Source organism: Streptoalloteichus hindustanus (assembly GCF_900129375.1).
GTDB classification, from domain to species: domain Bacteria; phylum Actinomycetota; class Actinomycetes; order Mycobacteriales; family Pseudonocardiaceae; genus Streptoalloteichus; species Streptoalloteichus hindustanus.
In genome coordinates, this window is sequence record NZ_FQVN01000006.1 from 613,388 (window position 1) to 636,334 (window position 22,947).

Genomic DNA, 22,947 nt, shown 5'->3' on the forward strand with positions numbered 1-22,947 from the left:
GTCCTCGGTGGTCGAACCCGTGGTCAGCCCGTGGTCAGCCCGCGACCAGGACGGCGGCGCCGGTGACGCGGTCGCCCGCGAGGTCGGCGAGCGCGTGGTCGGCGGCGCCGAGGTCGTAGGCCGTGGTGTGGACCTGGAGCGGGTGTCGGGCGGCGAGGCGCAGGAACTCCTGTCCGTCCTCCCGGGTGTTGGCGGTGACGCTGCGCACGGTGCGCTCCCCGTAGAGGTGGCGTTGGTAGTTCAACCGGGCGATGTCGGTCAGGTGGATGCCGGCCACCACCAACACGCCGCCCCAGTCCAGCGCCGCCAACGCGGGCGGCACCAGCTCGCCCGCCGGGGCGAACAGGATCGCCGCGTCGAGCGGCTCGGGCGGCCGGCCCGTCGGCGGGCCCGCCGAGGCCGCCCCCAGCTCCAGCGCGAGCTCCCGGGCGCGCGGCGAGCGGGTGAACACGTGCACGAGCGCGCCGGTGGCGAGCGCCACCTGCGCGGTGAGGTGCGCGCTGGCCCCGAAGCCGTAGATCCCGAGCCGTCCGCCCCTCGGCAGCTCCGTGCGCCGCAGGGCGCGGTAGCCGATGATCCCGGCGCACAACAGCGGGGCCAGCTTCTCGTCCGGGTAGCCCTCGGGCAGGTGGTAGGCGAACTCCGCGGGCACGGTGGTGAACTCCGCGTAGCCACCGTCGTCATCCCATCCGGTGTAGACCGAGTAGGGACACAGGTTCTCCCGCCCGGTCAGGCAGTACCGGCACTCCCCGCACGTCCCGCGCAGCCAGGCGATGCCGACCCGGTCCCCGGGGGCGAAGCCGGTCACGGCGCTGCCGAGCGCCACGACCTCCCCGACGGCCTCGTGCCCGGGCACCACGCCCGGCCGGTGCACCGGGAGGTCGCCCTCGGCCACGTGCAGGTCGGTCCGGCACACCCCGCACGCGCGCACCCGCACCAGCAGCTCGTCGGCGGCCGGTGTCGGCACCGGCCGCCGCTCCAGCACCATCGGCCACCCGCGCGCCGGCCCGGGCCGGCGGACCGACCACGCCCGCATCACGGGCTCCATCCAACGCCGTCGGCCGCCGTCCGGCAGCGCGAGACCGCGGGTCAGTCGGAGAGGCGGTCGGTCAGCTCGCGCACGAGCGGGTCCGCCGCCACCGGCCGACCCTGCTCCTCCAGCGCCCGGGTGAGCGTGTCGAGCACCCCGGCCACGGTGTCCTCGTCGCCGTCGGCGGTGAGCAGCGCGGCCGCCCGGCGGGCGTCCCGCTCGGCCTGGTCCGGCCGCTCGGCCGCGAGGTGGATCCGGCCGGCCCGGCCGGCGAGGAACGCCTGCCAGTCCGGGTCGCCGAGGTCGACCGCGAGCTGCTCGGCGTGGGCGTTGGCGGTCAGCGCCTCGTCGAACCGGCCGTGGCTGGCGAGCAGGGCGGCCCGGAAGCCGACCGCGTTGGCGTGCTCGGCCGCCGCGCCGTCCTCGGTCGACTCCCTGGTCAGCTCCACCGCCCTGTCCAACGCCGCCGAGGCTGCCGGCAGGTCGGGGGTGATCGCCTGGGCGAGGCGGACCAGGCTGCCCGCGGCCTCGACCGGGTCCCCCTCGCGCTCCCGCAGCTCGGCGGAGCGCCGGAACGCGTCGGCCGCGGCGTCCGAGTCGCCCAGCATCGAGTGGGCGCGCCCGAGGTTGTCGAGCACCCTGGCGTGCAGGCTCGGCTGGTTGTCGCCCATCCGCGCGGCCACCGCGCCGAAGTGCTCTGCGGCCGCGGCGTGCTCGCCGAGCGCGCCGCAGGCGAAGCCGAGCCGGTACCGGGCGTTGAGCTCGAACTCCTCGTCCGGCTCCGGCCCGGCCAGCCGCAGCCCCTCCTCCAGGGTCTCGGCCGCCTCCAGGTTCCTGCCCTGCAGCAGGTAGCCGCCGGCCAGGTAGAGGCAGGCGGTGGCGGTGGCCGAGGGCGGCAGGTGCCGGCGGGTCGCGGCCACCGTCGCGACCAGGTCGGCGATCCGGTCGCCGCCCCGGTCCAGGTGGTCGACCATGAACGCGCGCTCCAGCAGCGCGAGGGCGTGCCACGGGCCGTCGACCGTGCCCGCGAACGCGGTGAACTCGTCCAGCGCCGCCAGGCCCTCCTCGACCTCGCCCACGTCCAGCAGCAGGCGGGCCTTGGCCCGCAGCGCGGCGTAGCGGGTGCCGGCCGGCGTCGGCTCGGCCAACACCTCGCCCAGCACGTGCAGCGCCGCGCCCTGCTCGCCCCGGTCGGCGAGGAGCGCGGCCCGCTCCACCCGCACCCACGCCACCCGCCGCGGGAGGCGCCGGGTGGCGACGTCCTCGGCGCGGTCGAGCTGCTCGGCCCGCCGCGTGTCGCCCGCGGCGCCGTCCCCGGCGGCGTCCTCGGTGTGGGACAGGACGTCGGCCAGGGTGAGGTGGGTGGCGATGAGCGCCTGCGGGTCGTCGAGGAGCTCGGCCTCCCGCAGCGCGCGCTCCGCCCTGGCCAGCGCGGCGGCCTCCGGGTCGTGGGCGTCGAGCAGCCCGATGGCCCGGCACTCGAAGCGGAGCGCGGCGACGTGCTCGCCCTCCGCGCGCAGCCGCTCGACCATCCGGTCCAGCTCGGCCAGCATCTCGGCGCGCGGGATCGCCGCGACCTCCCGCCAGAGGCGGTGCGCCGCGACCTTCGCGGCCAGCGCCGAGGGCAGCAGGGCGTCGAGATCGGCGGGGAGCTGGGCCAGCAGCCGCGCCCCCTCGAAGAACTCGCCGTCGTCCAGCGCCGCCACCGCCCGGCCGGCGAGCTCGACCGGGTCGGCGAGCGGCGCGCCGTCCCCGGCATCCCCGCTGTCCCCGCGGGTCTGAGTGTCCGCAGGGGACTGTCCTGAGTGGACGTCCTGTGTGGACGGAGGAGTCGGGCCGACCACCACGTCGGGCACGGCGAGCGGCACCGGGTCGGCGTCCGGCGCGGCCAGGCGCTCCCGCACCCACCGGCTGCGCGCGTCCGTCCCGTTGCGGGCGTCGAACCGCGCGGCCAGCTCCAGCGCCGTCTTCTCCAACTCGACCCGCAGCGACTCGCCGGTAAGCGTCCGCCGCGCGCCGTCGGGGCCGGGCAGGGTGAACTCGGTCCGGTCCCGCTCCGCCGCCGGCAGCCGGCCGAGCAGCAGGGCCGCGTCCGTCGCGAAGGTCATCGCCTGCCGGGGGCTCGGCGGGTCGGTCACCATGTCCAGGTGCCGCCGCAGCAACCGCACGCCGCGGTCGACGTTGTCGGTCAGGGCGCAGAACCACAGGTGGTGGTGCACCGAGGTGCGCCCCCGGGGCAGGTCCCGCTCGGCGCGGTAGGCCAGCAGGTGCGCGCGGGCGGCGAACTCGGTCCGCCCGGTCGCCAGCAACGCCGGCAGCAGCGCGGTCAGCACGCCGTGCGGCTGCTCCCGGCACGTCGTCTGGCCGGACAGCACCGGCTCCGCGTGCCGCACGGCGTCCTCGTGCCGTCCCCGGCGCACCAGGTGGTCGATCTGGGCCTCCACCACGCAGGCGGCGCAGTTGCTCATCGCGTCCGGCTCGGCCGCGACCCACGCCGCGTAGTGCCGCTCCACGGCCTCCTCGTCGCCCACGTGCTCCGCCACGGACAGGCGGATGCCGTGCACGGGGTGCGCCGAGAAGCCCTGCCGCTGGTAGTGCGCGGCCAGGTCGTCCACCAGGGCGCCGACCTGGGCCAGGCTGAACCGGGGGTCGTCGACCAACGCGCCGGGCAGCCACTTGTGCTGCCAGTTCAGCCAGTGCGTCAGCGACTCGTCGAACGCCTCGGGCGCGCGCTGCTCGGCCTTGCGGCACCAGGCGAACGGGGCGAGCATCAGCTCGCTGCGGCGCAGCTCGGAGTAGGCGTCCACCAGTTCCAGCCGGGCGAGCACGCCCAGCTGCACCTCGCCGGCGGCGTCGGCCAGCCGGGCGGCGCGCTCCAGGAGCTCGCACCGCGTGTCGCCGACGGGCATGCTCATCGCCTCGCCGATGAGCTGGCGCACCCGCTCCTGCTCGGCGGTGGGCGCGTCGAAGTCGTCGGTCACCTTGGTCGGCCTTTCCGGATCGTCGGAACCTCGGGCGACGCCGTCAGGGTTGGACGGCGCGGTCGAGCAACGCCAGGAACGAGTGGTTCAGCGCCGCGGTCTCCCTGGGCCGCAGCGGCCGCCGGGACTGGAGCACCGCGTGCACGTAGAGCGACTCGACCACCAGCTCGGCCACCGCGTCCCCGCCCAGGGCCGGCAGGCGCTGCGCGAGCGGGTTGCGGGCGTTGAGCACCAGCCGCTGGCTCGCGGTCGGCTCCTCGTCCACCAGCCGCTCCAGCAGGTCGGCCCACAGCGGGTCGCTGTCCTGCCGCGCCTGCTCGGCGTCCTGGCGGCGCTGGCCGGCCGGGTCGCTGATCAGGAGCGCGGGCAGCGAGACCGGGTCGAACTCGCGCAGCACGGGCGCGCAGTCGTGCCGCGCCAACACCCGCTCGGCGACCGAGAGCACCGGTGCGAAGCCGGCGGCGACCTCCGGCGCCGGCGAGTCCAGGGCGGCCAGCAGCTCGGTCGGCTCGACCCGCCGGGCCACCGACGCGCCCTCCAGCTCGCCGAGGCGCCGCACCAGCTCGGTGTCGTAGGCGTAGCCGGCGTTGACCAGCCCGATCCCCTGCGCCTCGGCGACCGGGGCGAGCTGCCGGAACTCGTCGGCGTCCGGCGTGTACAGCAGGGTGGGGTAGCGGCGCCGGAACTGGCGCAGCGGCATGACGCCCTCGGTGGTCTCGAACGGCAGCCACCGCTCCGCCAGCCGCAGCATCTCGTCGTCGACCAGCGCCACCGACTTGATCCCGAGGTGGTGCGTGGCCAACAGGGCGCCGGCCCGCTCCGGCTGGCTCGCCCCGAGCCGCACCATCCAGTCCCGCAGGCTCGCGCCGAGCTGGTCGCGCACCGCGAGCAACGTCTCGTCCTCGTACAGCGCCTCGCGGCTGGCGGTCGGCCGCAGCGTCTCGGTGTTCACCACGCAGCGCGCGAAGTACGCCCAGTCCGGCAGCAGTCCCTCCACCGCCGTGCCGACCAGCATCCGCTTGAGGTAGACACGGTGCGCCTGCCGGTTGCCCGGGTGCGCGCCGCCCGGCAGGACGAAGATCGCGCCGGTGAGCCCGGCCGCCGGCGCGGACACCGGCAGCACGCCGAACGGGCGGAAGCCGAGGGCCGCCTCGCAGTAGTCGGACAGCCGGGCCTCGTGCTCCTCCGGCGACTCGTCGGCGCCCCGCAGCCAGGGCAGCTCGCCCAGCGTCACCCGCTGGTCGCCGCCGGGCCCGCGCACGTCCACCGAGACCGGCAGCAGCGAGCCGAACTCCTCGGCCAGCGCCGCGACCACGTCCCGGCACAGCCAGTGCTCGGCGTCCGGGCGCGGCACCAGCTCGACGGTGGTGCCCACCTCGGTCGCGAACCGCTCGTCGACCTCGACCGAGTAGCTGCCGGACGCGTCGGCGACCCAGCGCACCGCCGGCCCGCCCTTCGCCGACCGCGTGGTCAGCTCCACCCGCTCGGCCACCAGGAAGCAGGACAGCATCCCCACGCCGAACTGGCCGAGGAAGCCCTGCCGGGCGAAACCCAGCTCGTCCCGCTTGGACGTGCTGCCCAGCGTGGACAGCAGGGCGTGGACCTCGTCCTCGGTGAGCCCGATGCCGCTGTCGGTCACGCGCAGCCGCCCGGTGCCGGTCGTCTCGGCGGGTTCGATCACGACGGTGGCCGGGGCGTCCGGCTCCACCGCGCGTCGGGCCGTGATGGCGTCGACCGCGTTCTGCAGCAGTTCCCGCACGTAGACGCGGGGACTGCTGTAGAGGTGGTGGCTCAACAGGTCGATGACGCCACGCAGGTTGACGCCGAAGGTGTGGGTCAAGGCTGAACCTCGAAGAAGATCGGACCGTCGGTGCGAGATCAACGAGGGCGAGGTTACTGCGTCACCCGGACAGTGACGGAGTGGATTCGCGCCGACGCTACCGACAGTGACAACTGTGTGCGCCATCTGCGTCAATCCCACTCGGTCCGATCACATAGGATCGGCCCGTTGTGGTGGCCCTCGGGCCGCGACGACGTGTAGTGGCCGTCGAGGAGCCCGGGAGCTGTTCACCACCATGTCCGGAGCCAACGACCCGTACGACCCCAAGGAGGTCGCGGCGCTCGCGCCGGAGGCCTTGCGCGACGCCGTCGAGGGGGCGCGGGCGGCGTTCGCCGCGGCGGCCGACCTCGACGCGTTGGCCGCCGTCAAGCCCGCGCACCTCGGTGACCGGTCGCCGCTGCTGACCGCCCGGCGGGAGATCGGCGCGCTGCCCCCGGCCGCCCGCTCGGAGGCCGGCAAGCGGGTCAACGAGACCCGCGCCGCGATCCAGTCCGCCTTCGACGAGCGGCGCGCGGCGCTCCAGGCCGAGCGCGACGAGCGGGTGCTGCGCGAGGAGGCCGTCGACGTCACGCTGCCGTGGGACCGCGTCCCGCTCGGCGCCCGCCACCCGATCAGCCAGCTCGCCGACCACGTCGCCGACGTGTTCGTGGGCATGGGCTACGAGGTGGCCGAGGGGCCCGAGCTGGAGACCGAGTGGTTCAACTTCGACGCGTTGAACTTCGGCAAGGACCACCCGGCGCGCACCATGCAGGACACGTTCTACGTGGGGTCGGAGGACTCCGGCCTGGTGCTGCGCACGCACACCTCCCCGGTGCAGATCCGCACGCTGCTCGACCGCGAGCTCCCGGTGTACGTGGTGTGCCCCGGCCGGACGTTCCGCACCGACGAGCTGGACGCCACCCACACCCCGGTCTTCCACCAGGTCGAGGGCCTCGCCGTGGACAGGGGCATCACCATGGGGCACCTGAAGGGCACCCTGGACGCCTTCGCCCGCGCCATGTTCGGCGAGCAGTCGCGGACCAGGCTGCGGCCGTCGTACTTCCCGTTCACCGAGCCGTCCGCCGAGGTGGACGTCTGGTTCCCCGAGAAGAAGGGCGGACCGGGCTGGGTCGAGTGGGGCGGCTGCGGCATGGTCAACCCGAACGTGCTGCGCGCCTGCGGCGTCGACCCCGAGGTCTACTCGGGCTTCGCCTTCGGCATGGGGCTGGAGCGCACCCTGCAGTTCCGCAACGGCATCCCGGACATGCGGGACATGGTCGAGGGCGACGTCCGCTTCACCCTGCCCTTCGGAACGGAGGCCTGAGTCGTGCTCATCCCGGTTTCCTGGCTGGGGACCCACCTCCAGCTCCCGGAGGACGTCACCGCCCAGCAGCTCGCCGACGCGTTCGTCGGCCTCGGTATCGAGGTCGAGGGCGTCCACCCGGTCGGCCCGGTCACCGGTCCGCTGGTGGTCGCCAGGGTCGCCGAGATCGAGGAGCTGACCGGCTTCAAGAAGCCGATCCGGTTCTGCCGGGTCGAGGTCGGCCCGGACGGCCAGGACGGCGCCGCCGACTCGCGCGGCATCGTCTGCGGCGCCACCAACTTCCGCGAGGGCGACCTCGTGGTCGCCGCCCTGCCGGGCGCGGTGCTGCCGGGCGACTTCAAGATCGCCTCGCGGAAGACCTACGGCCGCGTCAGCGACGGCATGATCTGCTCGGCCCGGGAGCTGGGGCTCGGCGACGAGCACGCCGGCATCCTGGTGCTGCCGAGCGGCACCGCCAGCCCCGGCGACGACGCCAGCGAGCTGCTCGGCCTGGACGACGCGGTCATCGAGCTGTCCATCACCCCGGACCGGGGCTACTGCTTCTCGGTGCGCGGCCTGGCCCGCGAGCTGGCCTGCGCGCTGGACCTGCCCTACGGCGACCCGGCGGCGATCGAGGTGCCGGAGGCCGACGGCGACGCCTACCAGGTGCGCGTGGAGGACCCGGTGGGTTGCCGCCGGTTCGTGATGCGGCGCGTGTGCGAGGTCGACCCGACCGCGCCCACGCCGTGGTGGATGCGTCGCCGGCTCATGCTGGCCGGCATCCGGTCGATCTCGCTGGCGGTCGACGTCACCAACTACGTGATGTTGGAGACCGGCCAGCCGCTGCACGCCTTCGACGCCAACCTGGTCAAGGGCCCGCTGGTGGTGCGCAGGGCCGTCGCCGGCGAGAAGCTGACCACCCTCGACGGCGTCGAGCGCGTGCTCGACCCCGACGACCTGGTCATCTGCGACGACTCCGGCCCGGTGTCGCTGGCCGGCACCATGGGCGGCGCCAGCACCGAGATCGGCTCGACCACCACCGAGGTCCTGCTGGAGGCGGCCAACTGGGAGCCGGCGACGGTGGCCAGGATGGTCCGCCGGCACAAGCTGCCCAGCGAGGCGGCGAAGCGGTTCGAGCGCGCCGTCGACCCCATGGTGGCCGCGGCCGCCGCGGAGATGGCCGCCCAGCTGCTGGTCCGCTACGGCGACGGCCGGTTCGGCCGGGGCCGCACGGACGTCGGCACGCCGCCGTCGCCCGCCCCGATCACCATGCCGCTGGCGCTGCCCGACCGGGTGGCCGGCGTGCGCTACGAGCGGGGCGCCACCGCCCGCCGCCTGGGGCAGATCGGCTGCCGGCTGGAGCTGTTCACGGCCGACGACGGCACCGCGATGGTCACCGCCACCCCGCCGAGCTGGCGGCCCGACCTCACCCAGCCCGCCGACCTCGTCGAGGAGGTGCTGCGGCTGGAGGGCTACGACACGATCCCCTCCACGCTGCCGTCCGCCGCGGCCGGCCGGGGACTGAGCGAGACCCAGCGCCGGCGCCGCGCCGTCGCCCGGGTGCTGGCCAACACCGGCCACGTCGAGGTGCTGCCCTTCCCGTTCACCGGCCCCGCCGTGTGGGACGCCTTCGGCCTGCCCGCCGACGACGTGCGGCGTCGCACCGTCCGGGTGCTCAACCCGCTGGAGCCGGAGAAGGCCGAGCTGACCACCACGCTGCTGCCCGGTCTGCTGGAGGCGTTGCAGCGCAACGTCGCCCGGGGTCAGCGCGACGTGGCCCTGTTCCACATCGGGCAGGTCACGCTGCCGCGCGCCCAGCGGCTCCCGGTGCCCGAGGTGGGCGCCGAGGGCCGGCCGTCCGACGAGGAGCTGGCCGGCCTGGAGGCGGCGCTGCCGCAGCAGCCGACGCACGTGGCCGTCGTGCTGGCGGGCAACCGCGAGCGGGCCGGCTGGTGGGGCAAGGGCAGGGCCGCGACCTGGGCCGACGCCGTGGAGGCCGCGCGCGTGGTGGCCGAGGCGGCCGGGGTCGAGCTGCGGGTCGTCGCCGGCGACCTGGCGCCGTGGCACCCGGGCCGGTGCGCCGAGCTGCGGGTGGGCGACATCCCGGTCGGGCACGCGGGCGAGCTGCACCCGAAGGTCGTGGAGGCGCTCGGTCTGCCGGCGCGCACCTGCGCGATGGAGCTGGACCTGGACCTGCTGCCGCTGGACGGACGCCGACCCGCGCCCCGCGTGTCGCCGTACCCGCCGGTGCTGCTGGACGTCGCGCTCGTGCTGGACGAGAAGGTGCCGGTCGCCGAGGTCGCCGAGGTGATCCGCGGCGGTGGCGGCGAACTGCTGGAGGACGTGCGGCTGTTCGACGTCTACACCGGCGAGCAGCTCGGGGAGGGCAAGCGGTCGCTGGCGTTCGCGCTGCGCTTCCGCGCCGCCGACCGGACGCTGACCGTCGAGGAGGCGACCGCGGCCCGCGACGCGGCGGTCGCCGCCGCGGCGGAGCGCTTCGGCGCGACCCTGCGCGCCTGACCGGCTCCACGAACCGACGAACGCCCCCGGCGCCAACGGCCGGGGGCGTTTCTCGTCGCGTGTTTCTCGTTGCACTCGTAGGGGTTCGCCCGGAGCCGCACCGCCGCCTCCGCCAAGCCGGCGCTTCGCGGCCCCACCTCCTGCTCTCCTCAGGTCAGCCCCCACCCGCCCTGGGGGGCGAGCCCTGCTCCAGCCTATTCGCTCCCCGCCCGCGACCGCCCGGACAAGATGTGGACCTGTGGACAACCCGCTCCGGATGGGCCACATGGTCACCCGACAATCGGGTCTCTGGGGACAACTCCCCGGGCCTGTGAACAACTCGCCCACGAACAGGGCAAATCCGGCTGGGTGAGGTCGACCGAGCTTCACGTCCCTTCACGAACGCCGGGCCCGAAGACCAGAACCGCCCGGCCTGGTTCCTCGGCTCCCGACCACCAAGCGTGGGCCGAGTCGTCCACGGCGGGCTGCCGTCAGGCGCCGAGCTTGTCCTCGATCCGCGAGACGGCGTCACGCAGCGCGACGAGTTCGTGGAGCACCTTCTCCGCGCTGACCCGTTCGGCGTTCAATGCTGCCTGCCGCACATACGCGGGGACTGGCAGTCCTGCGTCCTCGGCTCGTCGGTCGATCTCCTCGGCTTCATGGGGATCGAACCGGACCGAGACGACTCGCGGGAGACGGTCGCGGGTGCGCACCTCGACCAGCTCGCCGAACAGATCGGGGTCGTTCTGGTGCACGAAGTAGTGCTCGGCGGCCTCGGCGTCGGTCATCGCATGGTGTTGCTCGTCCACGTGCACCTTCTCGTGCCTTCTTGCCTGTATCACGCGGGGTAGCGCCTGCCAGCGCGTCTCGATCGGGTGATCGTCCGGCCCTGGTTTGTAAAGGTTTGCATGGATGTGCATACTTATGCGCATGACGGTTCGGGTGGCGGTCGCCGGGGCGAGCGGATATGCGGGTGGCGAGGTGTTGCGCCTGCTGCTCGCGCACCCCGAGGTGGAGATCGGCGCGGTGACGGCGGGGGGCAGCGCGGGCACGCGGCTCGGGCAGCACCAGCCGCACCTGCTGCCGCTGGCCGACCGGGTCCTCGTCGACACCACCGCCGAGCGGCTCGCCGGCCACGACGTCGTCTTCCTGGCGCTGCCGCACGGCCACTCGGCCGCCCTCGCCGCCCAGCTCGGCGACGACGTGCTGGTGATCGACTGCGGGGCCGACTTCCGGCTCGCCGACCCGGCCGCGTGGCAGCGCTACTACGGCGGCGAGCACGCCGGGAGCTGGCCCTACGGCCTCCCCGAGCTGCCGCTGGCCGGCGGCGGCCGGCAGCGGGACGCGCTGCGCGGGGCCCGGCGGATCGCCGTTCCCGGCTGCTACCCGACCGCGGCCTCGCTGGCGCTCGCGCCCGCCGCGGCCGCGGGCCTGGTCGAGCCGGACGTGGTGGTCGTCGCGGTCTCCGGCACCTCCGGCGCCGGCCGCTCGCTGAAGCCGACCCTGCTCGGGTCCGAGGTGATGGGCTCGGTCAGCGCCTACGGGGTCGGCGGGGTCCACCGGCACACGCCGGAGATCGCGCAGAACCTCGCCGCGGCCGGCGGCGAGCCGGTGACGGTGTCCTTCACCCCGGTGCTCGCCCCGATGCCGCGCGGCATCCTCGCGACCTGCACCGCGTCGCTCGCCGGCGACGCCGACCCCGCCGCGGTCCGGAAGGTCTACGCGGACGCCTACGACGACGAGCCGTTCGTCCACCTGCTGCCCGAGGGCGCGTGGCCCACCACCGGCGCGACCCTCGGCGCGAACGCCCTGCACCTCCAGGTCACCGTCGACGCGGACGCGCGCCGCCTGGTCGCGGTCGCCGCCGAGGACAACCTGACCAAGGGCACCGCCGGCGCCGCCGTGCAGTGCATGAACATCGCCCTCGACCTGCCGGAGACCACCGGCCTGTCCACCGTGGGAGTCGCCCCGTGAGCGCGCAGCCCGTCAGCGGCCCAACCGCCGAGACCGCCGAGACCGCCGTGTCCACTGTGTCCACCGAGTCCGCCGGGCCAGGTGTGTCCACTGTGGACCGATCGGTCGGGGTGACCGCGCCGCGCGGCTTCCGTGCGGCCGGGATCGCCGCCGGCATCAAGGAGTCCGGCAACCCGGACCTCGCGCTCGTCGTCAACGACGGCCCGTCGGACGTCGCGGCCGGTGTCTTCACCGAGAACAAGGTGAAGGCCGCGCCGGTGCTGTGGTCGCGGCAGGTGCTGCGGCAGCAGCGCTCGCGCGCCGTGGTGCTGAACTCCGGTGGCGCGAACGCGTGCACCGGGCCGGAGGGCTTCCAGGACGCGCACGCCACCGCGGAGAAGGTCGCCGAGGTCCTCGGGATCGGCGCGATCGACGTCGTGGTCTGCTCCACCGGCCTGATCGGCGAACGGCTGCCGATGCCCGCCGTTCTGTCCGGTGTGGACAGTGCGGCCGCCGCGCTCGGCGACGCCGCCGAGGACGGCCTCGCCGCCGCCGTCGCCGTGATGACCACCGACACCCGGCCCAAGCAGGCCGCCCTGCGCGACCCGTCCGGCTGGACCGTGGGCGGCATGGGCAAGGGCGCCGGCATGATGGCCCCGAGCCTGGCCACGATGCTCGTCGTGCTCACCACCGACGCGGTGGTCGAACCCGAGACCGCCGACGCCGCGCTCCGCGCCGCGTCCAGGGTCACCTTCGACCGCCTGGACATCGACGGCAGCATGTCCACCAACGACACCGTGCTGCTGCTCGCGTCGGGAGCGTCGGGCGTGCGGCCGTCGCAGGAGGAGCTCGCCGCCGCGCTCACCGCGGTGAGCGCCGACCTGGCCGCGCAGATGCAGGCCGACGCCGAGGGCGTGACCAAGGAGATCACGATCACGGTGACCGGCGCGGCCAGCGAGGCCGACGCGCTCACCGTGGCCCGCTGGGTCGCCAGGGACAACCTGGTGAAGACCGCGCTGTTCGGCTCGGACCCGAACTGGGGCCGGATCGCCGCCGCCGCGGGCGCCGCGCCGGCCGAGCTGGACCCGGACCGGCTCGACGTCACCATCAACGGTGTTCTGCTCTGCGAGGGCGGGGCCAAGGCCGCCGAGCGCTCCGCCGCCGACCTGTCCGGCCGCCACGTCACCGTCCACATCGGACTCGGGCTGGGCGGGGGTGAGGCGACGGTCCTCACCACCGACCTGTCGCACGGCTACGTGGAGGAGAACAGTGCCTACTCCTCCTGAGCACGTGGTCGTGACCGACACCGACAGCCACCAGCGGCGGATCGCCGAGGCCGCGGGCAAGGCCGAGGTCCTGGTCGAGGCCCTGCCCTGGCTGCGGCGGTTCCACGGCGCCACCGTCGTGCTGAAGTACGGCGGCAACGCGATGGTCGACGACGAGCTCCGGCGGGCCTTCGCGCGGGACGTGGTCTTCCTGCGGGCGGCCGGGCTGCGGCCGGTCGTCGTGCACGGCGGGGGCCCGCAGATCGGCGCGATGCTGGGCCGGCTCGGCATCGCCAGCGAGTTCCGCGGCGGGCTGCGGGTCACCACGCCCGAGGCGCTGGACGTGGTGCGGATGGTGCTCGTCGGCCAGGTCGGGCGCGAGCTCGTCGGGTTGGTCAACGAGCACGGGCCGTACGCGGTGGGGATGTCCGGTGAGGACGCCCGGCTGTTCACGGCGCGGCGGCGGGGCGTCGTCGTCGACGGCGAGCCGGTGGACCTCGGGCTGGTCGGCGACGTCGTCGACGTCAACCCAGAGGTCGTGCTGGACCTCCTCGACGCCGGCCGGATCCCGGTCGTCTCGACGGTCGCGCCGGACCGGGACGGCGTGGTGCACAACGTCAACGCCGACACCGCGGCCGCCGCGCTGGCCGTGGCGCTGAAGGCGGAGAAGTTCGTCGTGCTCACCGACGTCGAGGGGCTGTACGCCGACTGGCCGGACCGCACGTCGCTGGTCTCCCGGATCGACGGGGACACCCTGGCGGAGCTGCTGCCGGGCCTGGACGCCGGCATGGCGCCCAAGATGGAGGCCTGCCTGCGCGCGGTCCGGGGCGGGGTCCCCAGCGCGCACGTCGTCGACGGCCGGCTGGCCCACTCCGTTCTGCTCGAAGTCTTCACCAGCTCCGGCGTCGGGACCATGGTCGTCCCGGGTCGGGGAGAGGGGGCGTGATGTCGGACCTCGACACCCGGACCGGCGCCGGCGCCGGCAACGACACCGGCGACCACGCCGGCGACCACGTTGGCAACGACGGGGGCCAGCGGCGCTGGCGGGCCGCGATGATGAACAACTACGGCACGCCGCAGCTCACCCTGGTGCGGGGCGAGGGCGCCCACGTGTGGGACGCCGACGGCAACCGCTACCTGGACCTGCTGTCCGGCATCGCGGTGAACGCGCTCGGCCACGGGCACCCGGCCGTCGTCGCCGCGGTCACCGACCAGCTCGGCCGGCTGGGCCACGTCTCCAACTTCTTCGTCGCCGAGCCGACGCTGGAGCTGGCCGAGACGCTGCTGGACCTGGCCGGCCTGCACGGCGAGGCCAAGGTGTTGTTCTGCAACTCGGGGGCCGAGGCCGTCGAGGCCGCCTTCAAGATCGCGCGGCGGACCGGCCGGCCGAAGGTGGTGGCGGCCGAGGGCGGTTTCCACGGCCGCACCATGGGCGCGCTCGCGCTGACCGGCCAGCCGGCCAAGCGCGCGCCCTTCGAACCGCTGACGCCCGGCGTGGTGCACGTCCCCTACGGCGACGCCGACGCGCTGGAGTCCGTTGTGGACGGTGAGACCGCCGCGGTCGTGCTGGAGCCGGTGCAGGGCGAGAACGGCGTGCTGGTCCCGCCGGACGGCTACCTCCAGCGCGCCAGGGAGATCACCAGCCGGCACGGCGCGCTGCTCGTGCTGGACGAGGTGCAGACCGGGATCGGGCGCACCGGGACCTGGTTCGCCTTCCAGCACGCGGGAATCGTCCCGGACGTGATCACCCTGGCCAAGGGGATCGGCGGCGGGCTGCCGCTGGGCGTGTGCGTCGGCGTCGGCCGGGCTGGCGAGCTGCTGGAGCCCGGCCAGCACGGCACGACCTTCGGCGGCAACCCGGTCTGCTGCGCCGCCGGCCTCGCCGTCCTGCGCACGATCCGCGACGAGGGTCTGCTCGACCACGTCTCCCGGCTGGGCAAGGAGATCGCCAACGGCGTGGAGGAGCTGGGCCACCCGCTGGTCGCCGGGGTGCGGGGCGTCGGCCTGCTGCTGGGCGTGATGCTGCGCCACCCGGTGTCGGCCGCCGTCGCGGCCCACGCGCGGAAGGCGGGCTACCTGCTCAACAACGTCCAGCCCGACGCGCTCCGCCTGGCGCCGCCCCTGGTGCTCACCGAGGCCGACGTCCACCAGTTCCTCGCCGACCTGCCGGCGGTGCTCGACGCCGCCCTCCCTTCCTCTTCCTCGGAGGCGACGTCATGACCCCCCGCCACTTCCTCCGGGACGACGACCTGTCGCCCGACGAGCAGCTCGCCGTGCTCGACCTGGCCGACGAGCTCAAGCGGGACCCGCTGGGCAACCGGGCGCTGGCCGGGCCGCGGTCGGTCGCGGTGCTCTTCGAGAAGAACTCCACCCGGACCCGGCTGTCCTTCGAGGTGGGCATCGCTCAGCTCGGCGGCCACCCGGTGATCGTGGACGGCCGGATGATGCAGCTCGGCCGCGAGGAGACCATCGAGGACACCTCGCGCATCCTGTCCCGCTACGTCGACGCCGTGGTCTGGCGGACCTTCGCCCAGGCCAGGATCAACGCCATGGCCTCGGTGTCCCGGGTGCCGGTGATCAACGCCCTCACCGACGAGTTCCACCCCTGCCAGGTCCTCGCCGACCTGCAGACCGTGCGCGAGCGCTTCGGCCGGCTCGCCGGCCTCACCCTGACCTACCTCGGCGACGGCGCGAACAACATGGCCCACTCGCTGATGCTCGGCGGGGCCACCGCGGGGATGCACGTGCGGGTCGCCGCGCCCGAGGGCTTCCAGCCCGTGCCTTGGGTGCTCGACGCCGCCGCGCGCCGCGCCGCGGAGACCGGCGGCTCGGTGACCGTGCTGTCCGACCCGAAGGCCGCGGTGGACGGCGCGCAGGTGCTCAGCACCGACGCGTGGACGTCGATGGGGCAGGAGAACGACGGCAAGGACCGCGTGGGGCCGTTCCGCCCCTACCAGGTCAACGCCGAGCTGCTCGCCGCCACCGGCACCGACACGATCCTCCTGCACTGCCTGCCCGCCCACCGGGGCTGGGAGGTCACCGACGAGGTGCTCGACGGGCCGCACAGCGCGGTGTGGGACGAGGCGGAGAACCGGCTGCACGCGCAGAAGGCGTTGCTGGTCTGGCTGACCGGCGGGGGTGAGCGACGATGACCGCGGCGACGACGAGGGCGGCCAGACAGGCCAGGATCGTGGAGTTGGTCGCCAACTTCGCGATCCGCAGCCAGGCCGAGCTGGCGCGGATGCTCGCCGCGGAGGGCATCGAGGCCACCCAGGCCACGTTGTCCCGGGACCTCGACGAACTCGGCGCGGTGAAGCTGCGCGGCGCGGACGGCGGCGCCCCGATCTACGTGATCCCGGAGGACGGCAGCCCCGTGCGCGGCGTGCAGGGCGGCACCTCCCGGCTCGCCCGGCTGCTCGGCGAGCTGCTGGTCTCCGCCGACGCCTCGGCCAACCTCGCCGTCCTGCGCACCCCGCCGGGCGCCGCGCAGTTCCTGGCCAGCGCCCTGGACCGGGCCGCCCTGCACGAGGTCGTCGGCACCATCGCCGGCGACGACACGGTCATGGTCATCGCCAGGGAGCCGCTGACCGGCGCGCAGCTCGCGCAACGGCTCACCGACATGGCGGCGGGCAACCGCCCCCAGAACGACTGATCCCCCCACAAGCTTGCACGACAAGGAGAACCACCATGACTGAGCGGGTTGTGCTCGCCTACTCCGGCGGCCTCGACACATCGGTGGCGATCGGCTGGATCGCCCAGGAGACCGGCGCCGAGGTGGTCGCCGTCGCCGTCGACGTCGGCCAGGGCGGCGAGGACATGGAGACCATCCGGCAGCGGGCCCTGGCCTGCGGCGCCGTCGAGGCCGTGGTCGCCGACGCCCGCGACGAGTTCGCCGAGCAGTACTGCCTGCCCGCGCTCCAGACCAACGCGCTCTACATGGAGCGGTACCCGGTGGTCTCGGCGCTGTCCCGGCCGCTGATCGTCAAGCACCTGGTGCAGGCCGCGAAGATGCACGGCGCCGACACCGTCGCGCACGGCTGCACCGGCAAGGGCAACGACCAGGTCCGGTTCGAGGTCGGCATCGGCGCGCTCGCGCCCGACCTCAAGGTGATCGCCCCGGTGCGCGACTACGCGTGGACCAGGGAGAAGGCCATCGCGTGGGCGGAGGAGCGGAACCTGCCCATCGACGTCAACAAGCGCTCGCCGTACTCGATCGACCAGAACGTCTGGGGCCGGGCCGTGGAGACCGGGTTCCTGGAGGACATCTGGAACGCCCCGATCGAGGACGTCTACAGCTACACCCAGGACCCGACCGAGCCCAGGGACGCCGACGAGCTGGTCATCACCTTCGACCAGGGCGTGCCGGTGGCCATCGACGGCGAGACCGTCACCGTGCTCCAGGCCATCCAGGAGCTCAACCGGCGGGCGGGCGCGCAGGGCGTCGGCCGGATCGACATCGTCGAGGACCGCCTGGTCGGCATCAAGAGCCGGGAGGTCTACGAGGCGCCCGGCGCGATCGCGTTGATCACCGCGCACCAGGAGCTGGAGAACGTCACGCTGGAGCGGGACCTGGCCCGGTTCAAGCGGCAGGTCGAGCAGCGCTGGACCGAGCTGGTCTACGACGGCCTGTGGTTCTCCCCGCTCAAGGACGCCCTCGACACCTTCGTCGCCGACACCCAGCGGCACGTCTCCGGCGAGGTCCGGCTCGTGCTGCACGGCGGCAGGGCCGTGGTGAACGGCCGGCGCAGCGAGCAGTCCCTCTACGACTTCAACCTGGCCACCTACGACGAGGGCGACAACTTCGACCAGTCGCTGGCCAAGGGCTTCGTGCAGCTCTGGGGCCTGCCCAGCAAGATCGCCGCGAAGCGGGACCTGAGGGGCGCCAAGTGACGTCGAACCCGGGTGCGGGTGTCCCGCACAACGACTCGGGTGCGGGTGTTTCGCAAGGTGCGGCAGCGCTGTGGGGCGGTCGGTTCGAGTCCGGACCGGCCGCCGCCATGGCCGCGCTGAGCCTGTCCACGCACTTCGACTGGCGGCTGGCCCCGCACGACATCGCCGGTTCCCGCGCGCACGCGAGGGTGCTGCACCGCGCCGGGCTGCTCACCTCCGACGAGCTCGTGCGGATGCTCGCCGGACTGGACCGGCTGGCCGAGGACGTGCGGACCGGGGAGTTCACCCCCGCGCCCGCCGACGAGGACGTGCACACCGCGCTGGAGCGCGGGCTGATCGAGCGGGTCGGCCCGGAGCTGGGCGGCAAGCTGCGGGCCGGCCGGTCCCGCAACGACCAGGTCGCCACGCTGTTCCGGATGTGGCTGCGGGACGCCGCCCGGCGGGTCGCGGCCGGGGCCCTGGACGTGGTCGACGCGCTGGTCGCGCAGGCCGAGCGGCACCCGGACGCGGTCATGCCCGGCCGCACCCACCTGCAGCACGCCCAGCCCGTGCTGCTCGCGCACCACCTGCTCGCGCACTGCCAGTCGCTGCTGCGCGACGTCGAGCGGCTGCGCGACTGGGACGTCCGGGCCGCGGTGTCGCCGTACGGCTCGGGCGCGCTGGCCGGCTCCTCGCTCGGCCTCGACCCGGCCGCCGTCGCCGCCGACCTCGGCTTCGCCGCGCCGGTGGAGAACTCCATCGACGGCACGGCGTCCCGCGACTTCGCCGCGGAGATCGCGTTCTGCCTGGCGATGCTGGGCGTGAACCTGTCGCGGATCGCCGAAGAGGTGATCATCTGGACCACGGCCGAGTTCGGCTACGCCGTGCTGGACGACGCGTGGGCCACCGGCAGCTCGATCATGCCGCAGAAGAAGAACCCGGACGTGGCGGAGCTGGCCAGGGGCAAGTCCGGCCGGCTGGTCGGCAACCTCACCGGGTTGCTGGCCACCCTCAAGGCCCAGCCGCTGGCCTACAACCGGGACCTGCAGGAGGACAAGGAGCCGCTGTTCGACTCGGTCGAGCAGCTCGACCTGCTCCTGCCGGCGATGGCCGGGATGCTCGGCACCCTCCGCTTCGACACCGCCAGGATGGCCGCGCTCGCGCCGGCCGGCTTCACCCTCGCCACCGACATCGCCGAGTGGCTGGTGCGGCAGGGCGTCCCGTTCCGGGTGGCGCACGAGGCCGCGGGGGCGTGCGTCCGGGTGGCCGAGGCCCGGGGCGTCGGGCTCGACGAGCTGACCGACGCCGAGCTGGCGGAGTGCTGCCCGCACCTGACGCCCGAGGTGCGTACTGTGCTCACCGTGGAGGGGTCGATCGCGTCCAGGAACGCCCACGGCGGCACCGCTCCGGAGCGGGTGGCCGAGCAACGCGCCCGGCTCGTGGCGCGGGCCGGCGAGCACCGCGAGTGGGCGAAGCCCGCGGAGGTGCGGTGACGGGACCGCGCGAACCGGCGCCCCGACAGCCCGTGCGCCGGCAGGACCTGGCCGTCGACCCGTTGGTCGCGGCCAGGTCCCTGCTGGGCTCGGTGTTGGCGACGACCACTCCGGAGGGCGTGGTCGCCGTCCGGCTGGTCGAGGTCGAGGCCTACCGGGGCGGCGACGACCCGGCCTCGCACAGCTACCGCGGCCGCACCCCGCGCAACGACGTCATGTGGGGGCCGGCCGGCCACCTCTACGTCTACTTCGTCTACGGGCTGCACTTCTGCGCCAACGTCGTCTGCCTCACCGACGGCGAGCCGGGAGCGGTGCTGCTGCGGGCGGGCGAGGTCGTCGAGGGCCTGGACCTGGCCAGGGAGCGACGCCCCGGCGCCCGCAACGACGCCGAGCTCGCCAAGGGGCCGGCCCGGCTCACCACGGTGCTCGGGCTCGGCCGCGACCACAACGGCGCCGACGTGACGGACGCGGCGTCCGCGGTTCGGCTGCTCCCCGGCGACCCGGTGCCCGACGAGGAGATCCGCACCGGACCGCGCGTCGGCGTGGCCACGGCCATGGACCTGCCGTGGCGCTTCTGGGTGGACTCCCCGGCCGTGAGCACCTACCGGCGCGGCACCCGCAGCCGTCGGGTGAAGCTGACCCACTGACCGGGCCACGCCGAGGCGGAGGCCCTCCCACCGGGAGGTCAGGGCAGCACGGTGTCTGTTCGGTCGGGGCCCGTCCGCTCGGGGCCCGTCCGGTCGGCCTCGTCGCCTCGCCGGCTGTCCGGAACGCGCGCCCCGGTCGAGCGCTCCGCGACCGGCTGCTGTGTGACCGGCTGATGCGTGACTGCTTCCTGCGTGACCGGTTGCTGCGCGCGCTCCAGGAAGCGCAGCAACTCGACCGGGAACGGCAGCACCACCGTCGAGTTCTTCTCCGCGGCGACCTCGACCATGGTCTGCAACAGCCGGAGCTGCAACGCCGCCGGCGCCTCGCTCATCACCTCTGCCGCCTCCGCGAGCTTCCGGGACGCCTGCAGCTCGCCGTCCGCCGTGATGACCCTGGCCCGCCGCTCCCGCTCCGCCTCGGCCTGCCGGGCGATGGACCGCTTCATGCCCTCGGGCAGCGCCACGTCCTTGATCTCCACCCGGTCGATGTGGATGCCCCAGCCCAGCGCCGGGCTGTCGATCATCACCTCCAGGCCCTCGTTCAGCCGCTCCCGGTTGGACAGCAGGTCGTCGAGCTCGCTCTTGCCGATGATCGAGCGCAGCGAGGTCTGCGCGACCTGCCCCACCGCGAACAGGTAGTCCTGCACCTCGACCACGGCCTGCACCGGGTCGATGACCTTGAAGTAGACGACGGCGTCCACCCGCACCGTCACGTTGTCCCTGGTGATGCCCTCCTGAGCGGGCACGGGCATGGTGACGATCTGCAGGTTGACCTTCCGCATGCGGTCGGCGACCGGAAGGATCAGCCGCAGCCCCGGTCCGCGAGGCACCGCCCGCACCCGGCCGAACCGGAACACCACTCCGCGCTCGTACTGGCGGACCACCCGGACGCCCGAGCCGGTCACCAGGGCGAGGAGGGCGAGGATCCCGAGAACCGCTTCCACGACCATGGCACGCTCCCGTGTCTCGCACGGCCGCGCCGACGACCCGACTCCGGCGTCACCCGGTCGCGCGGACCAACCGGTACGGCCCGACCTGCGGGTACCCCGGATGGTAACCCCGCCCCGGGCCGACGCCACCCCCGCCGAACAGGGATGATGGCACCCGGTGACCCCGGCCGGCCGACCGCCGTCGCCGGGGAGACCGGCAAACGCCATCGAACCGGTGAGGGAAGATTCCGAGCGTGAGCGAGCACATCCTCGACGAGCTGACCTGGCGCGGCCTGATCGCGCAGTCCACCGACCTCGACGCGTTGCGCGGGGACCTGGAGTCGGCCCCGCTCACGCTCTATGCCGGCTTCGACCCGACCGCGCCCAGCCTGCACGCCGGCCACCTCGTCCCGCTGCTCGCGCTGCGGCGCTTCCAGCTCGCCGGCCACCGGCCGATCGTGCTGGCCGGCGGCGCGACCGGGCTGATCGGCGACCCCCGTGACGTGGGGGAGCGCACGCTGCACTCCGCGGACCTGGTCGCCGAGTGGACCGACCGCATCCGCGACCAGCTCTCGCGGTTCGTCGACTTCGACGACTCGCCCACCGGCGCGCTGGTCGAGAACAACGCGAACTGGACCGCCGACATGCCGGTGACCGAGTTCCTCCGGGACGTCGGCAAGCACTTCACGGTCAACGTCATGCTCGGCAGGGAGACCATCAAGCGTCGGCTGGAGGGCGAGGGCATCTCCTACACCGAGTTCAGCTACATGCTGCTCCAGGCCAACGACTACCTGCAGCTCCACCGGCGGCACGGCTGCCGGCTCCAGCTCGGCGGGTCGGACCAGTGGGGCAACATCGTGGCCGGCGTCGACCTGGTGCGCCGGGTCGAGGGCGCCCAGGCGCACGCGATCACGCTGCCGCTGGTCACCGACTCCGAGGGTCGGAAGTTCGGCAAGTCCACCGGCGGCGGCAGCCTGTGGCTCGACCCGACGATGACCTCGCCGTACGCGTGGTTCCAGTACTTCGTGAACACGGCGGACGCCGACGCCGGCCGCTACCTGCGGATGTTCACCTTCCTGTCGGACGAGGAGATCCGCGCCCTGGAGCAGGAGACCGCGGACCGGCCCCAGCTCCGGTCGGCGCAGCGGCGGCTCGCCGAGGAGCTGACCACGCTGGTGCACGGCGCGGAGGAGACCCGCAGGGTTATCGCGGCCAGCCAGGCGCTGTTCGGTCGCGGCGAGCTGCGGGACCTGGACGAGGCCACGTTGAACGCGGCGATGGCCGAGGTGCCCACCGGCGCCGTCCCGCTGGCCGAGCAGCCCACGATCGTCGACCTGCTCGTGGCCAGTGGCGTGGTGCCCAGCAAGGCCGCCGCGCGGCGGACCGTGAACGAGGGCGGCGCCTACGTCAACAACGCCAAGATCGGCGACGAGGAGTGGCGCCCCGGCGAGGCCGACCTGCTGCACGGCCGCTGGCTCGTCGTGCGACGTGGCAAGCGCCACACCGCGGGCGTGGAAGTCGTCCGCTAGCGTCGGTGTTGCACCTGCGCGGAGCCGCACCCTTCCCACCTGCGGAAACGGTGTGCGGCTCCGCGTGGCGCAGGTGACTGACCAGGCGATTTGACGTGCCGGTGACGGTCACGTAAATTTCTCCAGGTCAGCGCGGAACGGACTCCGAAACGGGGGCCGGAGCGCTGGAGAGCCGCGAACCAAGCTCCTGCCGGATGGTGGTAGAGTGGGCGGCCGCTGGTTCGGATCCCAGATCTCCTCCTGTGTGAGGCGGATGTGCGTGGGCTCTGCGAACTGGTGAGAGAAGAAGGCTTGAGGACTTCGCGAATACTGGTCGGGTGTGGTGCTGCCCGAATCCCCGGATCTGCGGTGGATTTGACAGCGCTCGGGCCGGCCGGATAGCGTGGGAATCACCAAACCGAAAACGGGCCGAAGGAAAGTGGTTTTCCTCCGGTTGGGTCCGGGTGCCGCGAGAGTGTGTGGCGGGCGGATTTGACAGCGGGGAAACGGTCCGGTTAGGGTTGGGAAGCGAAACAAACTGAAGTGCCGAGGGAATAACGCCCCGGATCTTGGACATGCGGTTTGTGTGTCGGGTGAGGGTGTGCGTGTGTTCTTTGAGAACTCAACAGCGTGCCGAATGTATGCCAGTGA

Annotated in this window: 17 protein-coding genes; 12 read left to right on the plus strand and 5 right to left on the minus strand. The window is 73.9% G+C overall.

The window, feature by feature from the left end:
* Positions 1-34: 34 nt before the first annotated feature.
* From BUE43_RS21625 to BUE43_RS21635, 3 genes are read right to left on the minus strand one after another with little or no spacing between them, the layout of a single operon-like run.
* The gene (locus tag BUE43_RS21625; protein ID WP_143174282.1) at positions 35-1,036 is read right to left on the minus strand and encodes a zinc-dependent alcohol dehydrogenase family protein; all 1,002 of its coding nucleotides are present in this window, start codon (positions 1,034-1,036) and stop codon (positions 35-37) included.
* A 53-nt stretch (positions 1,037-1,089) separates the two neighbouring features.
* A complete protein-coding gene (locus BUE43_RS21630) occupies positions 1,090-4,011 on the minus strand; it encodes a tetratricopeptide repeat protein (protein WP_083959904.1) in 2,922 nt (973 codons plus the stop codon).
* Positions 4,012-4,054: 43 nt separating this feature from the next.
* A complete protein-coding gene (locus BUE43_RS21635; protein ID WP_073485983.1) occupies positions 4,055-5,851 on the minus strand; it encodes an HSP90 family protein in 1,797 nt (598 codons plus the stop codon).
* A 235-nt stretch (positions 5,852-6,086) separates the two neighbouring features.
* Here BUE43_RS21635 and pheS point away from each other — a divergent pair, with 235 nt between their 5' ends.
* Positions 6,087-7,154 carry a phenylalanine--tRNA ligase subunit alpha gene (gene pheS / locus BUE43_RS21640; protein ID WP_073485985.1) on the plus strand — a complete coding sequence of 356 codons (1,068 nt, stop codon included), beginning with the start codon at positions 6,087-6,089 and terminating at the stop codon, positions 7,152-7,154.
* Between the two features lie 3 nt (positions 7,155-7,157).
* Positions 7,158-9,653 carry a phenylalanine--tRNA ligase subunit beta gene (gene pheT / locus BUE43_RS21645; protein WP_073485987.1) on the plus strand — a complete coding sequence of 832 codons (2,496 nt, stop codon included), beginning with the start codon at positions 7,158-7,160 and terminating at the stop codon, positions 9,651-9,653.
* A 470-nt stretch (positions 9,654-10,123) separates the two neighbouring features.
* Here pheT and BUE43_RS21650 read toward each other — a convergent pair whose 3' ends face one another.
* Positions 10,124-10,441, minus strand: a complete 318-nt coding sequence (locus tag BUE43_RS21650; protein ID WP_143174283.1) for a plasmid mobilization protein — start codon at positions 10,439-10,441, stop codon at positions 10,124-10,126.
* Positions 10,442-10,562: 121 nt separating this feature from the next.
* Between BUE43_RS21650 and argC the strand changes: the two genes are divergently transcribed.
* The 9 genes from argC to BUE43_RS21695 all read left to right on the plus strand — a co-directional run bounded on the left by argC (position 10,563) and on the right by BUE43_RS21695 (position 19,859).
* Positions 10,563-11,606, plus strand: a complete 1,044-nt coding sequence (gene argC, locus BUE43_RS21655; protein ID WP_073486223.1) for an N-acetyl-gamma-glutamyl-phosphate reductase — start codon at positions 10,563-10,565, stop codon at positions 11,604-11,606.
* A gap of 110 nt (positions 11,607-11,716) precedes the next feature.
* Positions 11,717-12,871 (plus strand): bifunctional glutamate N-acetyltransferase/amino-acid acetyltransferase ArgJ, encoded by a 1,155-nt coding sequence (gene argJ / locus BUE43_RS21660; RefSeq protein WP_200797631.1) that lies wholly within the window; start codon positions 11,717-11,719, stop codon positions 12,869-12,871.
* A 10-nt stretch (positions 12,872-12,881) separates the two neighbouring features.
* Positions 12,882-13,796 (plus strand): acetylglutamate kinase, encoded by a 915-nt coding sequence (gene argB, locus BUE43_RS21665; protein ID WP_073486227.1) that lies wholly within the window; start codon positions 12,882-12,884, stop codon positions 13,794-13,796.
* Complete coding sequence (locus BUE43_RS21670; protein WP_073486229.1) at positions 13,796-15,070, plus strand: acetylornithine transaminase; 1,275 nt, start codon at positions 13,796-13,798, stop codon at positions 15,068-15,070. The genes argB and BUE43_RS21670 overlap by 1 nt, the downstream gene beginning before the upstream one ends.
* Entirely contained in the window at positions 15,067-16,002 is a 936-nt protein-coding gene (argF, locus tag BUE43_RS21675; protein WP_073485992.1) for an ornithine carbamoyltransferase, read from the plus strand. Before BUE43_RS21670 ends, argF begins: the two co-directional genes overlap by 4 nt.
* The gene (locus tag BUE43_RS21680; protein WP_073485994.1) at positions 15,999-16,502 is read left to right on the plus strand and encodes an arginine repressor; all 504 of its coding nucleotides are present in this window, start codon (positions 15,999-16,001) and stop codon (positions 16,500-16,502) included. The genes argF and BUE43_RS21680 overlap by 4 nt, the downstream gene beginning before the upstream one ends.
* 35 nt (positions 16,503-16,537) lie before the next feature.
* On the plus strand, positions 16,538-17,740 hold the full coding sequence (locus BUE43_RS21685; protein ID WP_073485996.1) for an argininosuccinate synthase: 1,203 nt from the start codon (positions 16,538-16,540) through the stop codon (positions 17,738-17,740).
* Positions 17,741-17,808: 68 nt separating this feature from the next.
* Entirely contained in the window at positions 17,809-19,212 is a 1,404-nt protein-coding gene (argH, locus tag BUE43_RS21690) for an argininosuccinate lyase (protein WP_073486231.1), read from the plus strand.
* On the plus strand, positions 19,209-19,859 hold the full coding sequence (locus BUE43_RS21695; protein WP_073485998.1) for a DNA-3-methyladenine glycosylase: 651 nt from the start codon (positions 19,209-19,211) through the stop codon (positions 19,857-19,859). Before argH ends, BUE43_RS21695 begins: the two co-directional genes overlap by 4 nt.
* A 38-nt stretch (positions 19,860-19,897) precedes the next feature.
* On the opposite strand, the gene BUE43_RS21700 is transcribed toward BUE43_RS21695, so the two are convergent.
* Positions 19,898-20,809 (minus strand): slipin family protein, encoded by a 912-nt coding sequence (locus BUE43_RS21700; protein WP_083959906.1) that lies wholly within the window; start codon positions 20,807-20,809, stop codon positions 19,898-19,900.
* A 233-nt stretch (positions 20,810-21,042) separates the two neighbouring features.
* On the opposite strand from BUE43_RS21700, the gene tyrS reads away from it, so the two are divergent.
* Positions 21,043-22,317: a tyrosine--tRNA ligase gene (gene tyrS / locus BUE43_RS21705; RefSeq protein ID WP_073486000.1), complete on the plus strand. Its 1,275-nt coding sequence runs from the start codon at positions 21,043-21,045 to the stop codon at positions 22,315-22,317.
* Positions 22,318-22,947: the final 630 nt, after the last annotated feature.

Excerpts from the sequence above, each read along its gene's own strand:
- BUE43_RS21625 (WP_143174282.1), bottom strand. The coding sequence starts at position 1,036 with ATGCGGGCGTGGTCGGTCCGCCGGCCCGGGCCGGCGCGCGGGTGGCCG.
- pheS (WP_073485985.1), top strand. The coding sequence starts at position 6,087 with ATGTCCGGAGCCAACGACCCGTACGACCCCAAGGAGGTCGCGGCGCTC.
- argC (WP_073486223.1), top strand. The coding sequence starts at position 10,563 with ATGACGGTTCGGGTGGCGGTCGCCGGGGCGAGCGGATATGCGGGTGGC.
- BUE43_RS21670 (WP_073486229.1), top strand. The coding sequence starts at position 13,796 with ATGTCGGACCTCGACACCCGGACCGGCGCCGGCGCCGGCAACGACACC.
- argF (WP_073485992.1), top strand. The coding sequence starts at position 15,067 with ATGACCCCCCGCCACTTCCTCCGGGACGACGACCTGTCGCCCGACGAG.
- BUE43_RS21680 (WP_073485994.1), top strand. The coding sequence starts at position 15,999 with ATGACCGCGGCGACGACGAGGGCGGCCAGACAGGCCAGGATCGTGGAG.
- BUE43_RS21685 (WP_073485996.1), top strand. The coding sequence starts at position 16,538 with ATGACTGAGCGGGTTGTGCTCGCCTACTCCGGCGGCCTCGACACATCG.
- BUE43_RS21700 (WP_083959906.1), bottom strand. The coding sequence starts at position 20,809 with ATGGTCGTGGAAGCGGTTCTCGGGATCCTCGCCCTCCTCGCCCTGGTG.